At 69.8% G+C, this 17,804-nt stretch carries 17 protein-coding genes; 8 read left to right on the top strand and 9 right to left on the bottom strand.

Annotation, left to right across the window (positions count from 1 at the left end):
• Positions 1–82: 82 nt before the first annotated feature.
• On the bottom strand, positions 83–1,162 hold the full coding sequence (locus VIM26_RS11005; RefSeq protein ID WP_331951072.1) for an inositol-3-phosphate synthase: 1,080 nt from the start codon (positions 1,160–1,162) through the stop codon (positions 83–85).
• Complete coding sequence (locus tag VIM26_RS11000; RefSeq protein ID WP_331951070.1) at positions 1,159–1,803, bottom strand: PadR family transcriptional regulator; 645 nt, start codon at positions 1,801–1,803, stop codon at positions 1,159–1,161. Before VIM26_RS11000 ends, VIM26_RS11005 begins: the two co-directional genes overlap by 4 nt.
• Positions 1,804–2,070: 267 nt before the next feature.
• Here VIM26_RS11000 and VIM26_RS10995 point away from each other — a divergent pair, with 267 nt between their 5' ends.
• The 5 genes from VIM26_RS10995 (at position 2,071) to rplI (ending at position 6,518) form a co-directional block, all read left to right on the top strand.
• Entirely contained in the window at positions 2,071–4,470 is a 2,400-nt protein-coding gene (locus tag VIM26_RS10995) for a transglycosylase domain-containing protein (RefSeq protein WP_331951068.1), read from the top strand.
• Between the two features lie 371 nt (positions 4,471–4,841).
• Complete coding sequence (rpsF, locus tag VIM26_RS10990; RefSeq protein WP_331951066.1) at positions 4,842–5,129, top strand: 30S ribosomal protein S6; 288 nt, start codon at positions 4,842–4,844, stop codon at positions 5,127–5,129.
• A gap of 50 nt (positions 5,130–5,179) precedes the next feature.
• On the top strand, positions 5,180–5,725 hold the full coding sequence (locus VIM26_RS10985) for a single-stranded DNA-binding protein (RefSeq protein WP_331951064.1): 546 nt from the start codon (positions 5,180–5,182) through the stop codon (positions 5,723–5,725).
• A gap of 90 nt (positions 5,726–5,815) precedes the next feature.
• Complete coding sequence (gene rpsR / locus VIM26_RS10980; RefSeq protein WP_130102542.1) at positions 5,816–6,052, top strand: 30S ribosomal protein S18; 237 nt, start codon at positions 5,816–5,818, stop codon at positions 6,050–6,052.
• A 16-nt stretch (positions 6,053–6,068) separates the two neighbouring features.
• Positions 6,069–6,518, top strand: coding sequence for a 50S ribosomal protein L9 (gene rplI, locus VIM26_RS10975; RefSeq protein WP_331951059.1), 450 nt, complete (start codon positions 6,069–6,071; stop codon positions 6,516–6,518).
• A gap of 176 nt (positions 6,519–6,694) precedes the next feature.
• Here the strand turns inward: rplI and VIM26_RS10970 are convergent, their stop codons facing one another.
• The gene (locus tag VIM26_RS10970) at positions 6,695–8,038 is read right to left on the bottom strand and encodes an MATE family efflux transporter (RefSeq protein ID WP_331951057.1); all 1,344 of its coding nucleotides are present in this window, start codon (positions 8,036–8,038) and stop codon (positions 6,695–6,697) included.
• Between the two features lie 293 nt (positions 8,039–8,331).
• Between VIM26_RS10970 and VIM26_RS10965 the strand changes: the two genes are divergently transcribed.
• Together VIM26_RS10965 and VIM26_RS10960 are read left to right on the top strand one after the other, a co-directional pair.
• Positions 8,332–10,983 carry a replicative DNA helicase gene (locus tag VIM26_RS10965; RefSeq protein ID WP_331951055.1) on the top strand — a complete coding sequence of 884 codons (2,652 nt, stop codon included), beginning with the start codon at positions 8,332–8,334 and terminating at the stop codon, positions 10,981–10,983.
• A gap of 385 nt (positions 10,984–11,368) precedes the next feature.
• On the top strand, positions 11,369–11,971 hold the full coding sequence (locus tag VIM26_RS10960) for a 1-acyl-sn-glycerol-3-phosphate acyltransferase (protein WP_331951053.1): 603 nt from the start codon (positions 11,369–11,371) through the stop codon (positions 11,969–11,971).
• Positions 11,972–11,988: 17 nt separating this feature from the next.
• On the opposite strand, the gene VIM26_RS10955 is transcribed toward VIM26_RS10960, so the two are convergent.
• From VIM26_RS10955 to VIM26_RS10930, 6 genes are all read right to left on the bottom strand, one after another.
• Positions 11,989–12,816: an AfsR/SARP family transcriptional regulator gene (locus VIM26_RS10955; RefSeq protein WP_331951051.1), complete on the bottom strand. Its 828-nt coding sequence runs from the start codon at positions 12,814–12,816 to the stop codon at positions 11,989–11,991.
• Positions 12,817–12,971: 155 nt separating this feature from the next.
• Entirely contained in the window at positions 12,972–13,199 is a 228-nt protein-coding gene (locus VIM26_RS10950; RefSeq protein ID WP_331951049.1) for a hypothetical protein, read from the bottom strand.
• 188 nt (positions 13,200–13,387) lie between these two features.
• Positions 13,388–14,827 carry a DHA2 family efflux MFS transporter permease subunit gene (locus VIM26_RS10945; RefSeq protein WP_331951047.1) on the bottom strand — a complete coding sequence of 480 codons (1,440 nt, stop codon included), beginning with the start codon at positions 14,825–14,827 and terminating at the stop codon, positions 13,388–13,390.
• A 176-nt stretch (positions 14,828–15,003) separates the two neighbouring features.
• Positions 15,004–15,558, bottom strand: coding sequence for a GNAT family N-acetyltransferase (locus tag VIM26_RS10940; RefSeq protein WP_331951045.1), 555 nt, complete (start codon positions 15,556–15,558; stop codon positions 15,004–15,006).
• A gap of 459 nt (positions 15,559–16,017) precedes the next feature.
• Positions 16,018–16,710 (bottom strand): anti-sigma factor family protein, encoded by a 693-nt coding sequence (locus VIM26_RS10935; RefSeq protein WP_331951043.1) that lies wholly within the window; start codon positions 16,708–16,710, stop codon positions 16,018–16,020.
• On the bottom strand, positions 16,707–17,225 hold the full coding sequence (locus tag VIM26_RS10930; protein ID WP_331951041.1) for a sigma-70 family RNA polymerase sigma factor: 519 nt from the start codon (positions 17,223–17,225) through the stop codon (positions 16,707–16,709). Before VIM26_RS10930 ends, VIM26_RS10935 begins: the two co-directional genes overlap by 4 nt.
• 141 nt (positions 17,226–17,366) lie before the next feature.
• Here VIM26_RS10930 and VIM26_RS10925 point away from each other — a divergent pair, with 141 nt between their 5' ends.
• Positions 17,367–17,783 carry a hypothetical protein gene (locus VIM26_RS10925; protein ID WP_331951039.1) on the top strand — a complete coding sequence of 139 codons (417 nt, stop codon included), beginning with the start codon at positions 17,367–17,369 and terminating at the stop codon, positions 17,781–17,783.
• Positions 17,784–17,804: the final 21 nt, after the last annotated feature.

Below are 17,804 nucleotides of genomic sequence, written 5' to 3'. Positions count from 1 at the left end.
AGCGTTGACGTCCTATAGGACGTCAACGCTCGGACGTTGCGGGGTTCTGCGGTGGTGCGGTGGTGCGGTGGTGCTGGTGGGGCTAGCGCTCGTTGTCGCCTCGGATGAAGGCTTCCAGCTCGGCGCGGCCCTTGACGTCTTCCATCTGGACCGGGGGGGACTTCATGAAGTACGTCGCGGCCGACAGGATCGGGCCACCCACTCCGCGGTCCTTGGCGATCATCGCGGCGCGGACGGCGTCGATGATGATGCCGGCCGAGTTGGGCGAGTCCCAGACCTCAAGCTTGTACTCCAGGCTCAGCGGCACCTCGCCGAACGCGCGGCCCTCGAGGCGCACGAAGGCCATCTTGCGGTCGTCGAGCCACGGGATGTAGTCCGACGGGCCGATGTGCACGTTGCGCGCCGACAGCTCGTGGTCGATGTTCGAGGTCACGGACTGCGTCTTGGAGATCTTCTTGGACTCCAGGCGCTCCCGCTCGAGCATGTTCTTGAAGTCCATGTTGCCGCCGACGTTCAGCTGGTACGTGCGGTCCAGGATGACGCCGCGGTCCTCGAAGAGCCGTGCCAGCACGCGGTGCGTGATGGTCGCGCCGACCTGCGACTTGATGTCGTCCCCGACGATCGCGACGCCGGCGTCCTCGAACTTCTTGGCCCAGACCGGGTCGGACGCGATGAAGACGGGCAGCGCGTTGACGAAGGCGACCTTCGCGTCGATCGCGCACTGCGCGTAGAACTTCGCGGCCTGCTCGGAGCCGACGGGCAGGTAGCAGACCAGCACGTCGACGCGGGCTTCCTTGAGCGCTGCGACGACGTCGACCGCCTCGGCGCCGGACTCCTCGATGGTCTCGGAGTAGTACTTGCCGAGCCCGTCGAGGGTGTGGCCGCGCTGAACGGTCACGCCGAGCGGCGGGACGTCGGCGATCTTGATGGTGTTGTTCTCGCTTGCCAGGATCGCCTCGGACAGGTCGAAGCCAACCTTCTTGGCGTCGACGTCGAACGCGGCGACGAACTTCAGACTCGAGACGTGGTAGTCCCCGAACTGCACGTGCATCAGCCCGGGCACGGTGCTGGCCGGGTCGGCGTCTGCATAGAAATGAACGCCCTGGACCAGCGATGAGGCGCAGTTGCCAACGCCGACGATGGCGACGCGGATGGAGGTCATCCGAGCTCCTTCGGTTCAGTGCCGAGGCGCGGGACGCCGTCGGCGGTGTCGGCGTCGGTCGGATGACCGGTACCGGTGGGACGAGCACGCAACGTGGTGCCGCGCTCGTTGTCGATGAGGCCGTCGAGCCAGCGGACCTCGCGCTCCACGCTCTCGAGCCCGTGGCGCTGCAGCTCGAGGGTGTACTCGTCCATCCGCTCGCGCGCGCGGTTGAAGGACTGCCGAATCGTGTCCAACCGCTCGGTGAGCCGGATGCGCCGGCCCTCCAGGATGCGCAGGCGGGTCTCGGCGTCGGTGCGCGCGAAGAGCGCGAACCGGACGTCGAAGTTCTCGTCCTCCCAGGCAGTCGGCCCCGAGGAGGCCAGGATCTGCTGGAACTGGTGCTTGCCCTCGGGCGTGAGCTCGTAGACGATCCGAGCACGCTTGGCGGCCAGTGGGCGCGGCGTCACGGGGGAGTCGACGCCGACGATCCAGCCGCGCGCGACGAGCGACTTGAGGCACGGGTACAGCGAGCCGTACGACAGGGCCCGAAACGAACCGAGCACCAGATTGAGCCGTTTGCGCAGCTCGTAGCCGTGCAGCGGGGCCTCGTCGAGCAGGCCGAGGATGGCCGGCTCGAGCTCGTTCGAACGTCCGCGCACCGCCGCCCCCCTCCGTCGTCGTCCATGCTCGCCGCAAGTGAACGGCTCCTCGATGTATCGAGTGGATACATCGAGAGACTATGACGATCTGGGTGCTCCGGCAACCGGCGGCAGCGCGTAGGTGTGGTGGTGATCGTGTGAAGGACGCCCAGGTCAGCGTCCGGGCGAGCAGTCCCCACCACTCGCTCACGCATACTGAACGCGCAACGGGGGAGTTCGCGCACGCTCGCGGCCCCGTGCAATCCAGTCATCGGCGGAAGGTATGTAGTGAGCGCGAACCAGGGCAAGCGGGCAGCAGGAGCCAGGAGCGGGGCGAAACGAGGCTCGACGACGCGTGCGACAACGGGCAGCGCCGGCCGCGTGCGGCTGCTCGACTACCCGCGCGCCGGGAAGTCGGGTGTCCGCCGCTGGCTGCCGTCCTGGCGGCTCGTGCTCGGCCTCGGGCTGACCAGCGCATTCCTGGTCATGGGACTCGTCGTCGCGGCCTACTCGACCACCACGATCCCGCGGCCCGACACGTTCTCGCAGGCGCAGACGACGACCGTGCGCTACGCGAACGAGGCGAACGGGAAGCCGGGCCGGATCATGGGGACCTTCGCGGAGCAGAAGCGCCAGATCATCCCGGCCAAGTCGATTCCCGACCACGTCGGGCACGCCGTCGTCGCGTCCGAGGACTCGACCTTCTACCAGAACTCGGGGGTCTCCCCCAAGGGCATCGCCCGCGCGCTCGTCAACAACCTCAAGGGCGGCTCGACGCAGGGTGGGTCAACGATCACCCAGCAGTACGTCGAGCGCTACTACAAGGGCAAGACGACCTCGGACTACGTCGGCAAGTTCAAGGAAGCCCTGCTCGCGGTGAAGGTCGGCCAGAGCCAGGACAAGAACGCGGTCCTCGCGAACTACCTGAACACCATCTACCTCGGGCGCAGCACCTACGGCATCCAGGCCGCCGCGCAGGCCTATTTCGGCAAGGACGCGAAGGACCTTTCCGTGAGCGAGGGTGCGCTGATCGCCGGGATCATCCCCTCGCCGTCGAACTGGGACCCGAGGGTCAACCCCAAGATGGCCAAGCAGCGCTGGACCCGGGTGCTCGACCGCATGGTCGGCGCCGGCTTTCTCACCGAGAAGGAGCGCAAGGTCCAGAAGTTCCCGGCGACCATCGCGGTCAAGAAGTCGAACACGTACCAGGGCCCGCAGGGCTTCCTGCTGGACATGGTCCGGCGCGAGCTCAAGAAGAAGGCGGACTTCTCCGACGACCAGATCAACACCGTCGGCCTGGACGTCACCACCACGATCCAGTTCCCGGTCCAGGACGCCGCTCAGAAGGCCGTCCTCGCGCTGCGTCGAGGCCAGCTCTCGGGCGGTGACAAGCCCAACGACCTGACGCGGATCGGGCTCACCTCGATCGACCCGAAGGACGGCGCGATCATCTCGCTCTACGGAGGCCCGGACTACCTCAAGGCCTCGCAGAACGCCTCGACCCAGGACTCGGCGCAGGCAGGCTCGACCTTCAAGCCGTTCGCCCTGGTGGCGGCGCTGGAGAGCGGCGTGAGCCTGTACGACCGGTTCGACGGGTACAGCCCGCAGACCCCGGCGGGCTGGGACGCGGGCAGGTCCGTGAAGAACTTCAACAACGAGCAGTTCGGCAAGATAGACCTGATCGATGCCACGGCGGAGTCGGTGAACACCGTCTACGCCCAGCTCAACCTGCAGATCGGACCGAAGAAGACCGCCGAGACCGCGGTGCGCGCGGGAGTCACGACGAAGGTCAAGCAGAACCCCGCGAACGTGCTGGGGACCGACATCGTGCACCCGATCGACATGGCCGACGCCTACGCGACGTTCGCCTCCGGGGGGAACCACAGCGACCCGTTCATCGTGCGCAAGGCGACCTACGTCCGGAACGGCTCGCTCGCGTACCAGGGCAGCGGCAACACCCAGGCGGTGTTCAAGTCCGACGTGATCGCCGACGCGACCTACGCGATGACCAAGGTCGTCGAGCGGGGTTCGGGGGAGCAATGGATCAAGCCGCTGGGCCGCCCGATCGCCGGCAAGACGGGCACCTCGAGCGGCAACAACTCGGCCTGGTTCGTCGGCTTCACCCCGCAGATCTCGACCGCGGTGGCGCTCTACCAGACCACTGCCGACGGTAAGGGTCAGGACCCGATCTCGCCGTTCGGCGGCGTGGACCAGGTGACCGGGGGGACCTGGCCGTCCGCGCTGTGGGCGAACTACATGTCCCGGGTATTCGCGATCCCGAAGTACCAGAAGGTGCTGGACTTCCCGGCGCGGGCGAACGTGAACCGCAAGGTGGAGACCTCGACGCCGGACCCGACGACCGATTCCACGCCGACGCCGAGCGACACGGCGACCGCGAACCCGGCGACGGTTGTGGTGCCGGCCGGCCTGGCGGGCATGCAGCAGGCCGACGCCGAGGCCGCGATCCTCAATGCCGGTCTCAAGCCGACCCACACGACGGCGGTCAGCGCGACCGTCCCGGCGGGCCGGGTCGTCAGCGCCACGCCGGCCGGTGGCACGGTGCCGTACGGCTCGACCGTCTCGCTGCTGGTCTCGTCCGGCACGGGCGTGCCTGGCCCGAAGGGCAAACCAACCCCGACACCGCCGCCGACGGCGCTCGCGCCGGGGCTCCCGACCAATCCCGCCTGAGACACCCCGACATCGGTTGAGTTCAGGCCAGTCGCACCAGAGGCCGGTGACCCCGCGGGGGATCACCGGCCTCTGGTCGTGCGGGCCACCTCGATGAGCGTGCCGCGTCGGACGTTTGTCGCGGTGGGCGCCCGCCTCGTACCGGCTCACACGGAGAAGGAAACGAGCCGGCGTCGAGGTCGCGCGCGGACCGCCGTCATCCACAGCCGTGCGCGGTGGATTTCTCCGCGACGGGGGGAGCCGGTATCGTGACGTGCTGCTGTGCCCATCGGGTCGTCGTCGCAGATCGACGCCGCCCCGGGTGCAGCGACGTAAGCCCTCCTGTCACGGAGAGACCGTGACCGCAAAGTCCACAGGAGGTGGGTATCCATATGCGTCAGTACGAACTCATGATCATCCTCGACCCCGAGGTCGAAGAGCGCACGGTTGCACCGTCACTCGACAAGTACCTCTCGGTCGTCAAGGCCCACGGCGGCAACGTCGACAAGGTCGACATCTGGGGCCGTCGCCGTCTGGCGTACGAGATCCAGAAGAAGACCGAGGGCATCTACGCGGTCGTCGACTTCACGGCGAGCGCGGACACGGCCAAGGAGCTCGACCGCCAGCTCGGCCTCAACGAGGTCGTGCTGCGGACCAAGGTTCTGCGCGCAAACGTCTGACGACGTAGGCACGCACATTTCGACTCAGAAACGAATAACGAGGAGCTGGCATGGCTGGTGAAACCGTCATCACGGTGATCGGGAACCTGACAGGGGACCCGGAGCTTCGCTTCACCCCGTCGGGTGCGGCCGTGGCCAATTTCACCGTGGCTTCCACACCGCGGACGTTCGACCGCCAGAGCAACGAGTTCAAGGACGGCGACACGCTGTTCATGCGTTGCTCGATCTGGCGCGAGGCGGCCGAGAACGTCGCCGAGTCCCTCACCAAGGGGATGCGCGTCGTCGCGACCGGGCGGCTCATTCAGCGCTCGTACGAGACCCGCGAGGGCGAGAAGCGCACCGTCGTCGAGCTTCAGGTCGACGAGATCGGTCCGTCGCTGCGTTACGCCAGCGCCAAGGTCACCCGCGCCCAGCGCAGCGGTGGCGGCGGCGGTGGGGGCGGCGGCTTCGGTGGCGGTGGCAACCAGGGTGGCGGCGGTAATAGCGGCGGCGGCGGCGGTTTTGGCGGTGGACAGGGCGGCGGTCAGCAGCAGGACGACCCCTGGGCCACTCCTGCTCCCGGCGGCGCCTCGCACTCCGACGAGCCTCCGTTCTGATCTGAGTCATCCGGGCGCCAAGCCCGTTCACCACCATCCCGGGGCATGGCAACGCCCCGGGCTCCATCTTCACTTTCAAGGAGCCCCACGATGGCCAAGGCCGTTGTTCGCAAGCCCAAGAAGAAGCTCAATCCGCTCAAGGCGGCGAAGATCACCGTCATTGACTACAAGGACACCGCTTTGCTGCGGAAGTTCATCTCGGACCGTGGAAAGATCCGCGCTCGCCGGGTGACCGGTGTGACCGTCCAGGAGCAGCGCGCAATTGCGCGTGCCGTCAAGAACGCTCGCGAGATGGCGCTTCTGCCGTACTCGTCGTCCGCACGCTGAGAAGGAGGCTGAACTCATGGCAAAGATCATCCTGACCCACGAGGTCACCGGTCTCGGTGCTCCGGGCGACATCGTCGAGGTGAAGGACGGGTTCGCCCGTAACTACCTCGTCCCCCGCGGCCTGGCTCACGCCTGGTCCAAGGGCGCCGAAAAGCAGATCACCGCGATCCGCAAGGCCCGCAAGGCCCGCGAGATCGAGACGCTCGACGAGGCGAAGGCAATTCGCGACTCGCTGCAGTCCAAGACGATCACCGTGACGGCGAAGGCCGGCAACGGTGGCCGCCTGTTCGGTGCGATCACGACGTCGGAGATCGCCGAGGCCGTCAAGGCCGCCGGCGCCCCCGCCGTCGACAAGCGCAAGGTCGAGGTCGGTCAGCCGATCAAGGCCCTGGGCGACTTCACGGTCCAGGTCCGCCTGCACCCCGAGGTCACCGCGACCATCTCGCTGACGGTCGTCGCTGCCTGACCGCAGCAGCTGCTCGGGCGCCTAGCGCCCGCTGAACGATCCAGCAGGACCCGTCCCCCTCGAGGGACGGGTCCTGCTGGCGTTGGCGCCCGGGGCGGCCCGGTCCGGCCCGCTTTTCGGAAGAATTGGTGCGCCAGTCGCGCCATTTCTTCCCGTTCCCGCGCCCGACGACGGGGTCAGGTGCCGGTGACCATCCAGGTGGAGCCGCGGGCGCGTAGGCCCGTCGTGAGGGCGCGGGCCAGCATGAAGACGCCGGCGAAGGCCGACCAGAGCCACGCCAGGCCGGTCACGCCGTCGGGCGCCCAGGCGCGGACGGCGAGGGCGACCGGCACGAACGCGACGAGAGTGAGCATGCCCGTCGCGGCGAGGTAGCGGCCGTCCCCGGCGCCGATCAGGACGCCGTCGAGCACGAAGACCCAGCCGGCCATCGGCAGGAAGACCGCGACGATCACCAGCGTGACGGCGACCGCGGAGCGCACCTGCGGGTCGGGGGTGAACAGCGGCGCGAGCCACCAGCCGCTGACCGCGACCGCGACGCCGAGCACGACCCCGGCGCCGGTGCCCCAGGTCAGGGTGCGGCGCAGCACGGCGCGCGTCTGGGCGACGTCGGCGGCGCCGAGCGAGTGCCCGACGAGCGCCTGCGCGGCGATCGCGAGGGCGTCCAGCGCGAGTGCGATCAGTCCCCAGATCGAGCTCACGACCTGGTGCCCGGCGAGGGCGACCTGGCCCAGCCCGGCCGCCACGAACACGGTGAGCAGGATCGCCAGGCGCAGCGAGAGGGTCCGCACGAGCAGCGGCGCACCAGCCCGCGCGGTGGCCCAGATCCCGCCGACCGCAGGGCGCAGCGACGCGCCGGCCTTCCGCGCACCCCGCACGACGACGATCGTGAGCACGAACGCCATCGCGAGCTGCGCGATCGCGGTGCCGGCGCCGGAGCCCGCGATACCGAGTCCGGCTCCGTAGACGAGCGCGACGTTGAGGATGGTGTTCGCGACCGCGCCGGCGGCGGCGACCCACAGGGGCGTGCGGGTGTCCTGCAGGCCGCGCAGCGCGCCGGTCGCGGCGAGCACCACGAGCATGCCCGGCAGGCCCGGCGCGGACCAGCGAAGGTACGTCACGGCGTGCACCGCGACCTCGGGCGTGGCACCGAGGGTGGTCGCGGCCCAGGGCGCGGCGAGCCAGGCGACGGCGGCCAGGAGCACGCCGAGGCCGGCCGCGAGCCACATGCCGTCCACCCCGAGGGTCAGCGCGCCGGTCGGGTCGCCCGCGCCGATCCGCCGCGCGACGGCGGCCGTGGTCGCGTAGGCGAGGAACACGCACAGCCCGACGAGGGTAAGCAGGACCGTCGAGGCGAGGGACAGCCCGGCGAGCTGGGGCGTGCCGAGATGACCGACGATCGCGGAGTCCGCGAGCACGAACAGCGGTTCCGCGACGAGGGCACCGAGCGCCGGGACGGCCAGCGCGAGGATGCGGGCGTCCAGGGCGCGGTCGCTCCGTCCACGCCTTGGATCGGGTTTCAAGCAATCTCCTGTCCACAACCGGTGCCTGGCATCGGTGCCGCTCACGCCCGGGATCGGCCGACGTCGTCCACGATATCCACAGGGATGTCCACCACTTGTGCACAACCGCATGCCGGACGGTCCACAGGTTGCCCACAGGTGTGCACACAGGGCGCGTTGTGGTCTCCCAGCAGGACGCCTAACCTCGCGTAGGCGTTGACCCGGAGTCCGGAGCGCGGCTTACGGGTATTGACTGTCCGACCCTCCAGGTAGAACAGCTGTACAACGAAGTGCAATGAGTCTGGGGTGGGCTGGTGTCGATCGACGAGCTGGAGCAGGGTTACTCGGCAGGCGCGGGTCGGGGCGGGTTCGATCGGACGCCTCCGCAGGACCTCGCGGCGGAGCAAAGTGTCCTCGGCGGCATGATGATCTCCAAGGACGCGATCGCCGACGTCGTCGAGCAGCTCCGCGGCACCGACTTCTACAAGCCCGCCCACGAGGCCGTGTACAACGCTGTCCTGGACCTCTACGGCCGCGGCGAGCCGGCCGACGCCGTCACGGTCTCGGCCGAGCTGACCAAGCGCGGCGAGATGGCCCGCATCGGCGGCGCCCCGTACCTGCACACGCTGATCTCGATGGTGCCCACCGCGGCCAACGCGGGGTACTACGCCCGGATCGTGCGCGAGCGCGCGGTGCTGCGCCGACTCGTCGAGGCGGGCACCCGGATCGTCCAGCTCGGCTACGCGACCGAGGGCGGCGACGTCGACGAGATCGTGAACAACGCGCAGGCCGAGGTCTACGCGGTCACCGAGCAGCGCACCTCCGAGGACTACCTGCGCCTGGGCGAGGTGATCGGCGGCACGGTCGACGAGATCGAGGCGGCCGGGCACCGTGGCGAGGGCATGATCGGCGTGCCCACCGGCTTCGCCGACCTCGACAAGCTCACCAACGGGCTGCACCCGGGCCAGATGATCGTGCTGGCGGCGCGGCCGGCCATCGGAAAATCGACGATGGGGCTGGACATCGCCCGGTCCGCGTCGATCAAGCACAACATGACCTCGGTGGTCTTCTCCCTCGAGATGAGCCGCAACGAGATCACGATGCGCCTGCTCTCGGCCGAGGCGCGGATCCACCTGCAGAAGATGCGCAACGGTTCCATGGGTGAGGACGACTGGCAGAAGCTCGCCGGCACCATGGGCAAGATCTCCGAGGCACCGCTGTTCATCGACGACTCGCCGAACATGTCGCTCATGGAGATCCGCGCCAAGTGCCGGCGCCTCAAACAGAAGCACGACCTCAAGCTCGTGATCATCGACTACCTGCAACTGATGAGTTCCGGAAAGCGCGTCGAGTCGCGCCAGCAGGAGGTCTCGGAATTCTCCCGCGCGCTCAAGCTCCTCGCCAAGGAGCTCGAGGTCCCGGTCATCGCGATCAGCCAGCTGAACCGTGGCGCCGAGCAGCGTACGGACAAAAGGCCCGCAATGAGCGACCTTCGCGAATCGGGTTGCCTGACTGCCGATACGCGGATACTGCGCGCCGACACCGGCGCCGAGACGACGATGGGCGAGCTGTACGCGCTCCGCGCCACCGACGTGCCCGTGTGGGCGCTCGACGCGCGTCTGATGTACGTCCGGCGGCACCTGACGCACGTCTTCTCCACGGGCGCCAAGCGGGTGCTGCGGATACGGCTCGCCTCGGGCAAGACGATCACCGCGACCGCCAACCACCCGTTCCTCGCATACGAGGGTTGGACGCCCTTAGGTGACCTCGCGGTCGGTTCGCGAATCGGTGTTCCGCGCCACGTCCCGGGGCCTGAGCAGCTCACCGAGTGGGAAGACCGTCGCGTCGTCATGCTTGCGCACCTCCTCGGCGACGGCTCCTTCGTCAAGCGGCAGCCGATCCGATATGCCTCGATCGACGAGCAGAACCTGACGGCCGTCACCGACGCCGCGACGTCGTTCGGGATAGCGGCCATCCGTGACGACTATGCGGCCGCACGGTGTACGACGCTCCGGCTCCCCGCGCCGTTTCACCTGACCCACGGCAAGCGGAACCCGATCGCCGAATGGCTCGACGACCTGGGGCTGTTCGGGCGGCGGAGTTACGAGAAGTTCATCCCGTCATCGGTCTTCCAGCTCCCGAAGCGGCAGATCAGCTTGTTCATCAGGCACCTGTGGGCGACCGATGGCTCGGTCACCGTCAACAAGAACGGCGTCAGCGGCCGTGTTTACTACGCCTCGACGTCGCGTCCGCTCATCGATGGACTCTCGCGTCTGCTCCTGCGTTTTGGGATTTCCACGCGCGTGCGCACCACGAAGAAGGCTGGCTACCGGGACGGCTACACCCTCGACGTCTCGGGCAACGACGACCAGCGACGGTTCCTTCAGGAGATCGGGGTGCATGGAGCACGCGGCGTGCAGGCCGATCGGCTGCTCGAGATCGTCCTGGACACCAAGGCCAACACGAACGTCGACACAATCCCGCGCCAGGTTTGGGACGACGTCCGAGGGATTCTCGCCGCGCAGGGGATGACCCACCGGGAGTTCGCGAGCGCAATGGGCACTCAGTTCTGCGGCAGCACGCTGTGGAAGCACTCGCCCTCGCGAGCGCGCCTCGGAAAGGTTGCCGAAGTGCTCGGGAACGAGGCCTTGGAGATTCTGGCGGTCAACGACCTGCTCTGGGACGAGATCGTCGAGATCACGGACGAGGGCGAGCAAGAGGTTTTCGACGCGACGGTTGTCGGGACCCACAACTTCATTGCGAACGGAATCGCCGTTCATAACTCGATCGAGCAGGACGCGGATATTGTCATCCTTTTGCACCGTGAGGATGCCTACGAGCGGGAATCCCCCCGCGCCGGCGAAGCCGACCTGATTGTGGCAAAGCACCGAAATGGCCCGACCGACGTGATCACAGTCGCGTTCCAGGGGCACTATTCGCGATTTGTCGACATGCAGAGCAACTGATGACTGGCTCCGCTCCGTTTGCTCGCCAACGAAGCACTGGTCGCTGACGGTCGTCCTCGAGCACCGAGCCGCGGTCGTTCTGGAGCGCATCGATCGCGCCGTGTCTTGCGCACACGGGAGGATCCTCTCGCTAAAGCGTTGAGAATCACGATCGCGCGACTCGTTGCCGAATATGTGGCAGCCGGCACTCAATTGTGGCATTGTTCGCCAGAATGTGACAGTCCCGAGGCCGGCCGCACGCTCAAACACCTCCAAAAGCGAGCACCACTGGTGTAGGTTGCTCTTGACCCGGCGTAGCGGCGCAACTCGATCGTTCGTATCTCGGATTGCTGAGGTCCATGTTGAAGTTTGCCTTTTCCAAGCAGGGCGACGCTCGGAGACCCACGTGATCCGCCGCGGCGTCGCGCGCCTTTACTGGGCGGCGAGCCGCTGGACCTACCGCTCCGAGCCGATGCCCGCCGAGGGCGTCGGCATCCTGATCGGCGCCCCGCACACCTCCAACTGGGACTTCATCCTGATGCTCGCCATCACCTGGCGGTCCGGGGTGTCCGCGCGGTTCCTCGGCAAGCAGGAGCTCTTCCGCGGCGTGGGCGGTCCGCTGATGCGGGCGCTCGGCGGGATCCCGGTCGACCGACGCGACGCGACGCGCATCGTGCGGGACGTCGTCGCGCACGTGAACGCGGGGGAGCGGTTCTTCCTGGTCGTGACGCCGGAGGGCACCCGGAGCAAGGCGACCTACTGGAAGTCGGGCTTCTACCGGATCGCAGTGGAGGCCAAGCTGCCGATCACGCTGGGCTACGTCGACCGGACGACCATGACGACCGGGCTCGGGCCGACGTTCCGGCTCACCGGCGACGTGCACGCGGACATGGACCGCATCCGGGCCTTCTATGCGGACAAGAGCGGATTCCTCCCCGCGAACCGCAGCGAACCGCGGATGCGCGAGGAAGACACCCGTCCGCGGGTCGAGGGAAGCCCGCCGAACTGACCCCGCTCGACAGGTCCCTACTCCAGGTACGGCGCGTTCCCTCGCGCCTGCCGCCGGTCCCGGCGACCGGCGGGCTGCAGCGCCACCGGCCGGCCGACGACGTCGCCCGCCGCGCGGACCGCGAGCAGCGGGCGGATCAGGTCGATGATCTGCGGCGACGGCGTGATGCCCATCTCGGCGCGGAGCCGGTGCCGGAACGTCCGATAGACCCGCACGGCGTCCACGTGATTGCCCACCAGTAGGTGGACCCGGATCAGGGCCCGGTGTGCGCTCTCCCGCAGCGGCTCGATCGCGACCGCGGACATCGCCGCCTCGAGGGCGTGGTCGACGTCGCCGCGCGCGGTGAGCTGGTCGGCCAGCAGCTCCAGCGCGCGCAGGCGCAGCTGCTGCAGGCGCTCGCGCTCGTACACGACCCAGTCGTCGTACGACCCGGGTAGCAGGTCGCCGTGGCGCAACGCCTCCAGCGCGTCGCGCGGGTCCTCCGCCTCCAGACCGGCGCTGATCCGGCGGACGACGTCGAACATGTCGTGCACGTCGACGTGCGCCCGGGCACCGAGGCTCAACGGACCGTGCCCGTCGGTGACCAGCCCGGGCAGCGTGTGCTGGATCCGCCAGACGGCGGCACGCAGGCTGCCCAGCGCCCGGCTCTCGTCGCTGTCCGGCCAGAGCAGGCCGGCGAGGTAGGTGCGCGGACGCTCGCCCTGCAGAGCCAGCAGGCTGAGCAGCCTGCGTTCACGCCAGGCGACGTCGATCACGTGGTCGTCGCGCCGAATCTGCCACCCGTCGAACAGGCGCAGCGACCACTGCGCCAGTTCCCGGGACCGGTCGTCGTTGTCCGTGTCCACAGCTTCTCTCTCTGTTCGAGAGTCCGTCGGGACCAGGTGGTGGATCTCCTGGCAGGAGCCCCGCTGCCTGCGCCAACCGAAAGTTGTCGCACACGCGTAACGGTTCTCGCGCGCAGCGCCGACGTCAAGGCCAAAACCGGGTCAAACCTGCCCGCTCAGGACATTGCCGGGCCGACCGGGCGAAGCTTTCGTGGCTCTTTCGGGGGTTGCAGGTCCCGCAGCCAGGCCGCGACGGCGTCGAGCACCTGCTCCGGATCGGTCGCCAGCTCGGTCTGCCGGGACAGGCCCGCCCCGCTGCCGGACGTGATGCGCGCCCGGAAGCCACCGCGCTCGTCGTCGAGCCACAGCCGGACGACGAGCATCCCGCCGGTCTGCTCTGTCACTGGGCACGCTCCCATTTCCGGTGGCGGGCCGGTCCGCCGGTCTGCGACGGTGTCCGCCCGTTGTCGGTCCTGCTACGAGTGTGTGACGAGAATCCCCCGCGGAGTCCACCCGACCCGTGCGCCGTCACGCCGGGATAACGCGCCGATAACACCGCGCGGCGTCGTCCGGGGCGGCCGCGAAGGCCGGTTCAGGCGGCCGGGCGGGGACGGTCCAGGCGGGCCACCCGAGCCGGGCGGACCGCGGCCAGGCTCGACGGGATCGTGAGCGCCGCGAGCACCCCGCCGGCGGCGAGCAGGCCGGCGCAGATCAGCATCGAGGTCCGGTGCGCGGGCCCGAGCGTGACCGGATCGATCAGGCTCGACCCGACCCCCGCGGCGAGCGGCAGGACGGCGACCGCCATCAGACCGGCGGCCCGCGCGACGGCGTTGTTCACCCCGCTCGCGATCCCGGCGTGCCGGTCGTCGGCGGACGCGAGGGCGGTCGCGGTGAGCGGCGCGACGGTGAGCGAGAGGCCGAGGCCGAAGACCAGGATGCCGGGCAGCACGTCCCGCGCGTAGCTCGCCCCGGGCCCGACGCCGGCGAGCAGCCCGACGCCGACCGCGCACACCAGCGGACCCACGCTCATCGGGATGCGTGGCCCGATCCGCTCGGCGAGCGCCCCGGAGCGTGGGGAGAGCACGAGCATCAGGACGGTGACCGGGAGCGGTGAGATCCCGGCGGCGAGCGGGGAGAAACCGGCGACGACCTGCAGGGTGATGACCAGGAAGAAGAACACCCCGCCGATCGCGGCGTACACGACGAAGGTGACCAGGTTCGTTGCGGAGAAAGCGCGCGAGCGGAAGATCCGCAGCGGCAGCATCGGGTGCGAGGAGCGGTGTTCGACGACGACGAAGCCGATCATGCCCGCGATCCCGGCCGTCAGCGCCGCGAGCACCACGGGGTCGGTGGGTCCGCGCGTCGGCCACGCGATGAAGCCGTAGGTCACCGCGCCGAGGCCGAGCGCCCCGCTCAGGGCACCGGACACGTCGATGCGGCGGGTGGCTTCCGGGTCGGAGGACTCGGGCACGTGGCGCAGGGCCACCGCGACCACGATCGCCGCGATCGGGACGTTGATTCCGAAGGCGAGCCGCCAGCTCGCGACCTGGATCAGCCAGCCGCCGAGGAACGGGCCCGCGGCGCCCGCGATGCCGCCGAGCCCGGACCAGGCGCCGATCGCGCGGGACCGGTCCTCGGGCGCGAACGCCGACTGCAGGATCGACAGCGAGCCCGGGGTGAGCAGTGCGCCGCCGATTCCCTGCAGTGCCCGGGCCGCGATCAGCACCGCGACGTTCGGCGCGAGGCCGCACAGCAGCGAGGCGACCGCGAACCAGGTGACGCCCACGACGAACACCCGCCGTCGTCCGAATCGGTCCCCGAGCGAGCCGCCGAGCAGGATGAGGGCCGCGAGCGGGAGCGTGTAACCGTTGACCGTCCACTGCAGCGCGGCCGCGTTGGCGCCGAACTGTGCACCGATCCGCGGCAGCGCGATGTTGACGACGGTGGCGTCGATCAACGCCATGCCCGACCCGAGCACGGTGGCGAGCAGCACCCACTGGCCGGCCGGCTCGTGGTACCGGACGAGCGACATTCGGCCATTGTGCTCCGCGCCCGACCCGTCAGACCGTGCGACGAAGGCGCCCGCGAGTTGTCAGACCCAACGCGGTCCCCGAGGCGCGCTGGGACTGACAAGTCGAAGGGGATCGGAAGCGTCAGGCGTGGCGCGGTCCCTGGGGCGCGTTGGGGCTGACAACTCTGGGGGGTGGGTCAGTCGGTGGGGAGGCGGCTGTGCATGACGAGGTCGAGGCGTTCGCCGCGGCCGACGCCGGCGCTGCGCAGGATGCCCTCCCGGGTGAACCCGATCTGCTCGGCGACCCGGAGCGATCCCGCGTTCTGCACCGCCGCGAGCAGCTCGACCCGCGCGAAACCGACGTCGTGCAGGGCCCAGCGGGTGACGGCGGCGGCCGCGCGGCGGGCCACCCCACGGCGCCGGGCGCCCGGGGCGACCCAGTAGCCGACCTCGGCGACCCGTTGCGCCGAGTTCATCCGGAGCAGCCCGAACGAGCCGAGCACGGTCCCGTCATCGTCCACGGCCGCGAAGTTCACGTCGGTCTTGTTCGCCCAGGCCTGCGCGCTGATCGGCCCGACGTAGCCCTCGGCGTGCTCGCGCCGGAACGGGAACGGGACGGACGTCCAGCGCACGATCTCGGGGTCCTGGCACGCGGCGTCGACGGCGTCGGCGTCGGACGGGCCCCACGGACGCAACGTGAGGCCGTCGGCGGAAAGGGTGGGCTGGGCTGTGGGCCAACGGAGATCGGTCACGGACACAGACCCTATCGGCACGCGGGGAGTGTCCCCGCCGCGCCCCGCCGGGCCTCGCACCTGCGCGGATGCGCGCTTTCCCCGCTCGCGGAGGTCCGCCGGCAAGGGCTCCGGCCGAGCGCCGACCGGCGAGCTCCTGCAGATCCGAGGCCGGGTCGCTGCTGCCGGCGCGCTTCCGGGAGGGTCCGGACCGGTAGTTGAATGGGACGGACCTGCCCGTGCGGGTGAACCGGGCACCGGTCGGCCCCGTGGTCGGCCTGTCCGCGATCTGCACCACATGGGATGCACCGTCGCACCCGACGACGCCCAGCTGGTGTGCCCGTGCCACGGCTCGGTGTTCAAGGTCGCCGACGGCTGACGCCCGAGCCAAACCACAACGTCCGAGCGTTGACGTCCTATAGGACGTCAACGCTCGGACGTTGCGGTCGGGGATGGGGCCCGGCGCCTATCCGGGCACGCCTACCCGGGCACCGGCAGGTCGAGCAACCGGCGCCCGTCCGGCGTCGTGATCGCCAGGTGGTTGATGTCCGACAGGGACAGGCTCGTGCTGCCGGTCACCGTGGCCGCGCCCTGGTAGGTGGCCTGCCAGGTCGAGGTCACCTCGCTGCGACCGTCCGCCGTCTCCGCCACGAGCTGGCACTCCTCGCCCGGGCGAACTCCCGACAGGGTCAGCGCGAGCTGGGTGCCGTTCGGCGTCGGGCGCAGCGTGACCTTCCCGTGCACGTCCGACACCCGGTCCGTGCCCTGCACGACGACGACCTGGGTCGCCGGACGGTCGTTCGCGAGCGGACCGGCGGCGAACACCCAGGCCACCCCCGCCGCGGCCGCGACCGCCGCAGTGGTCCACGCGCTGATCCGCCGACGGCGCAGCCGGCGCCCTCGCGACAGGATCCGTTCGAGCAGCTCGACCGGCGGGTCCGGCGGGCCAGCCGCGACCGCCGCGGCCTGCTCCGGGGACAGGCGGGCCAGCAGGCCCGGCAGGACGGCGAGGTCGGCGAGCTCCGCGGTGCACGCGGCGCAGGTCGCGACGTGCGCCTCGACCGACGCGCGCTCGGTGGGGTCGAGGGCGCCGAGCACCAGCGCGCCGAGCGCGAGGCGGGCCTCGGTGTGCTCCGCGGCCGGCGGGGGACCGGTGGGGATCGGGCGGTTCATGACTGGACTCCCCGTTCGGCGAGCGCGACCCGCAGGGCGCGCAACGCGTAGTAGGCCCGCGACTTGACCGTGCCCTGCGGCACGCCGAGCCGGGTCGCCGCCTCCGCGACCGAGCAGCCGCGATAGAACGTCTCGAGCACGACGGCGCGGTGCGCGTCGGTCAGGGTCGCGAGCGCGTCCGCCACGAGCCACACGTCCAGCGAACGATCGACGTCGTCGTCCACCGAGAGGTGGTCGAGCGAGGCCGGGCCGATCTCGGTCGGGCGGGCCGAGCGGGCGCGGTGCGCGTCCACCGCGAGGTGGTGCGCGACCGTAAACAGCCAGGCGCGCACCGACCCACGTTCGGGGGTCAGGGAGTCCGGGTGCTGCCAGGCGCGCAGCAACGTCTCCTGGACCACGTCCTCGGCGCGCCCCCGATCCCCGCCGCACAGCCGGGTGGCGTACCCGAGCAGCGCCGTGCCGTGCTCGGCGTACAGCGCGCGTAGCGCGGCATCGTCGACCCGGGAGGTAGCCATACCCGTTCAACGGACAGGTGGCCCGTGCGGTTCACCGCGCGGGGCGAAAACTGTTGAACCGCCGGGCGTGCCGGGACGTGGTTTGATGCAAGAGGGACGTTCGCACCGCGCACCCGGAGGACTGTGATGTCCAGGATTCCCGTGTCCGAGCCGTATTCGACCGCCATGCCGCGCAGCGTCGCGCCGGGGAGCCTGACCCATGTGCTGCGGGCCCTGACCGCCGCGGGTGTGCTGCTCTCGGCCGTGGTGCACCTGTTCCTGTGGGCGCAGGGGATGAAGTCGGTCGCCGTCGTCGGGCCGGGGTTCCTGGTGAACGCGGTCGGCGGAATCCTGCTGGGCATCTTCCTGCTCGCCTGGTACCACTGGCTGCCGCTGCTGGGCGCGATCGGGTTCGGGCTGGCCACCCTCGGAGCGTTCGTCATCGCCACGATGCCCGGCGGGTTCTTCACTGTGCACGAGGCGTGGAGCGGGGTGCCGCAGCTGACCGCGGCCACGGCCGAGATCGCCGTGATCGTGCTCGCGGTGGTGGCGCTCGTCGTCGAACGTCGGCGGCGGTAGCCGGTCCTTCGGAGCCCGTGC

The sequence above is a fragment of the Pengzhenrongella sp. genome, from assembly GCF_036565025.1.
In the GTDB taxonomy this organism is placed as follows: Bacteria; Actinomycetota; Actinomycetes; order Actinomycetales; family Cellulomonadaceae; genus Pengzhenrongella.
This window is presented reverse-complemented; position numbering and strand designations above follow the sequence as displayed.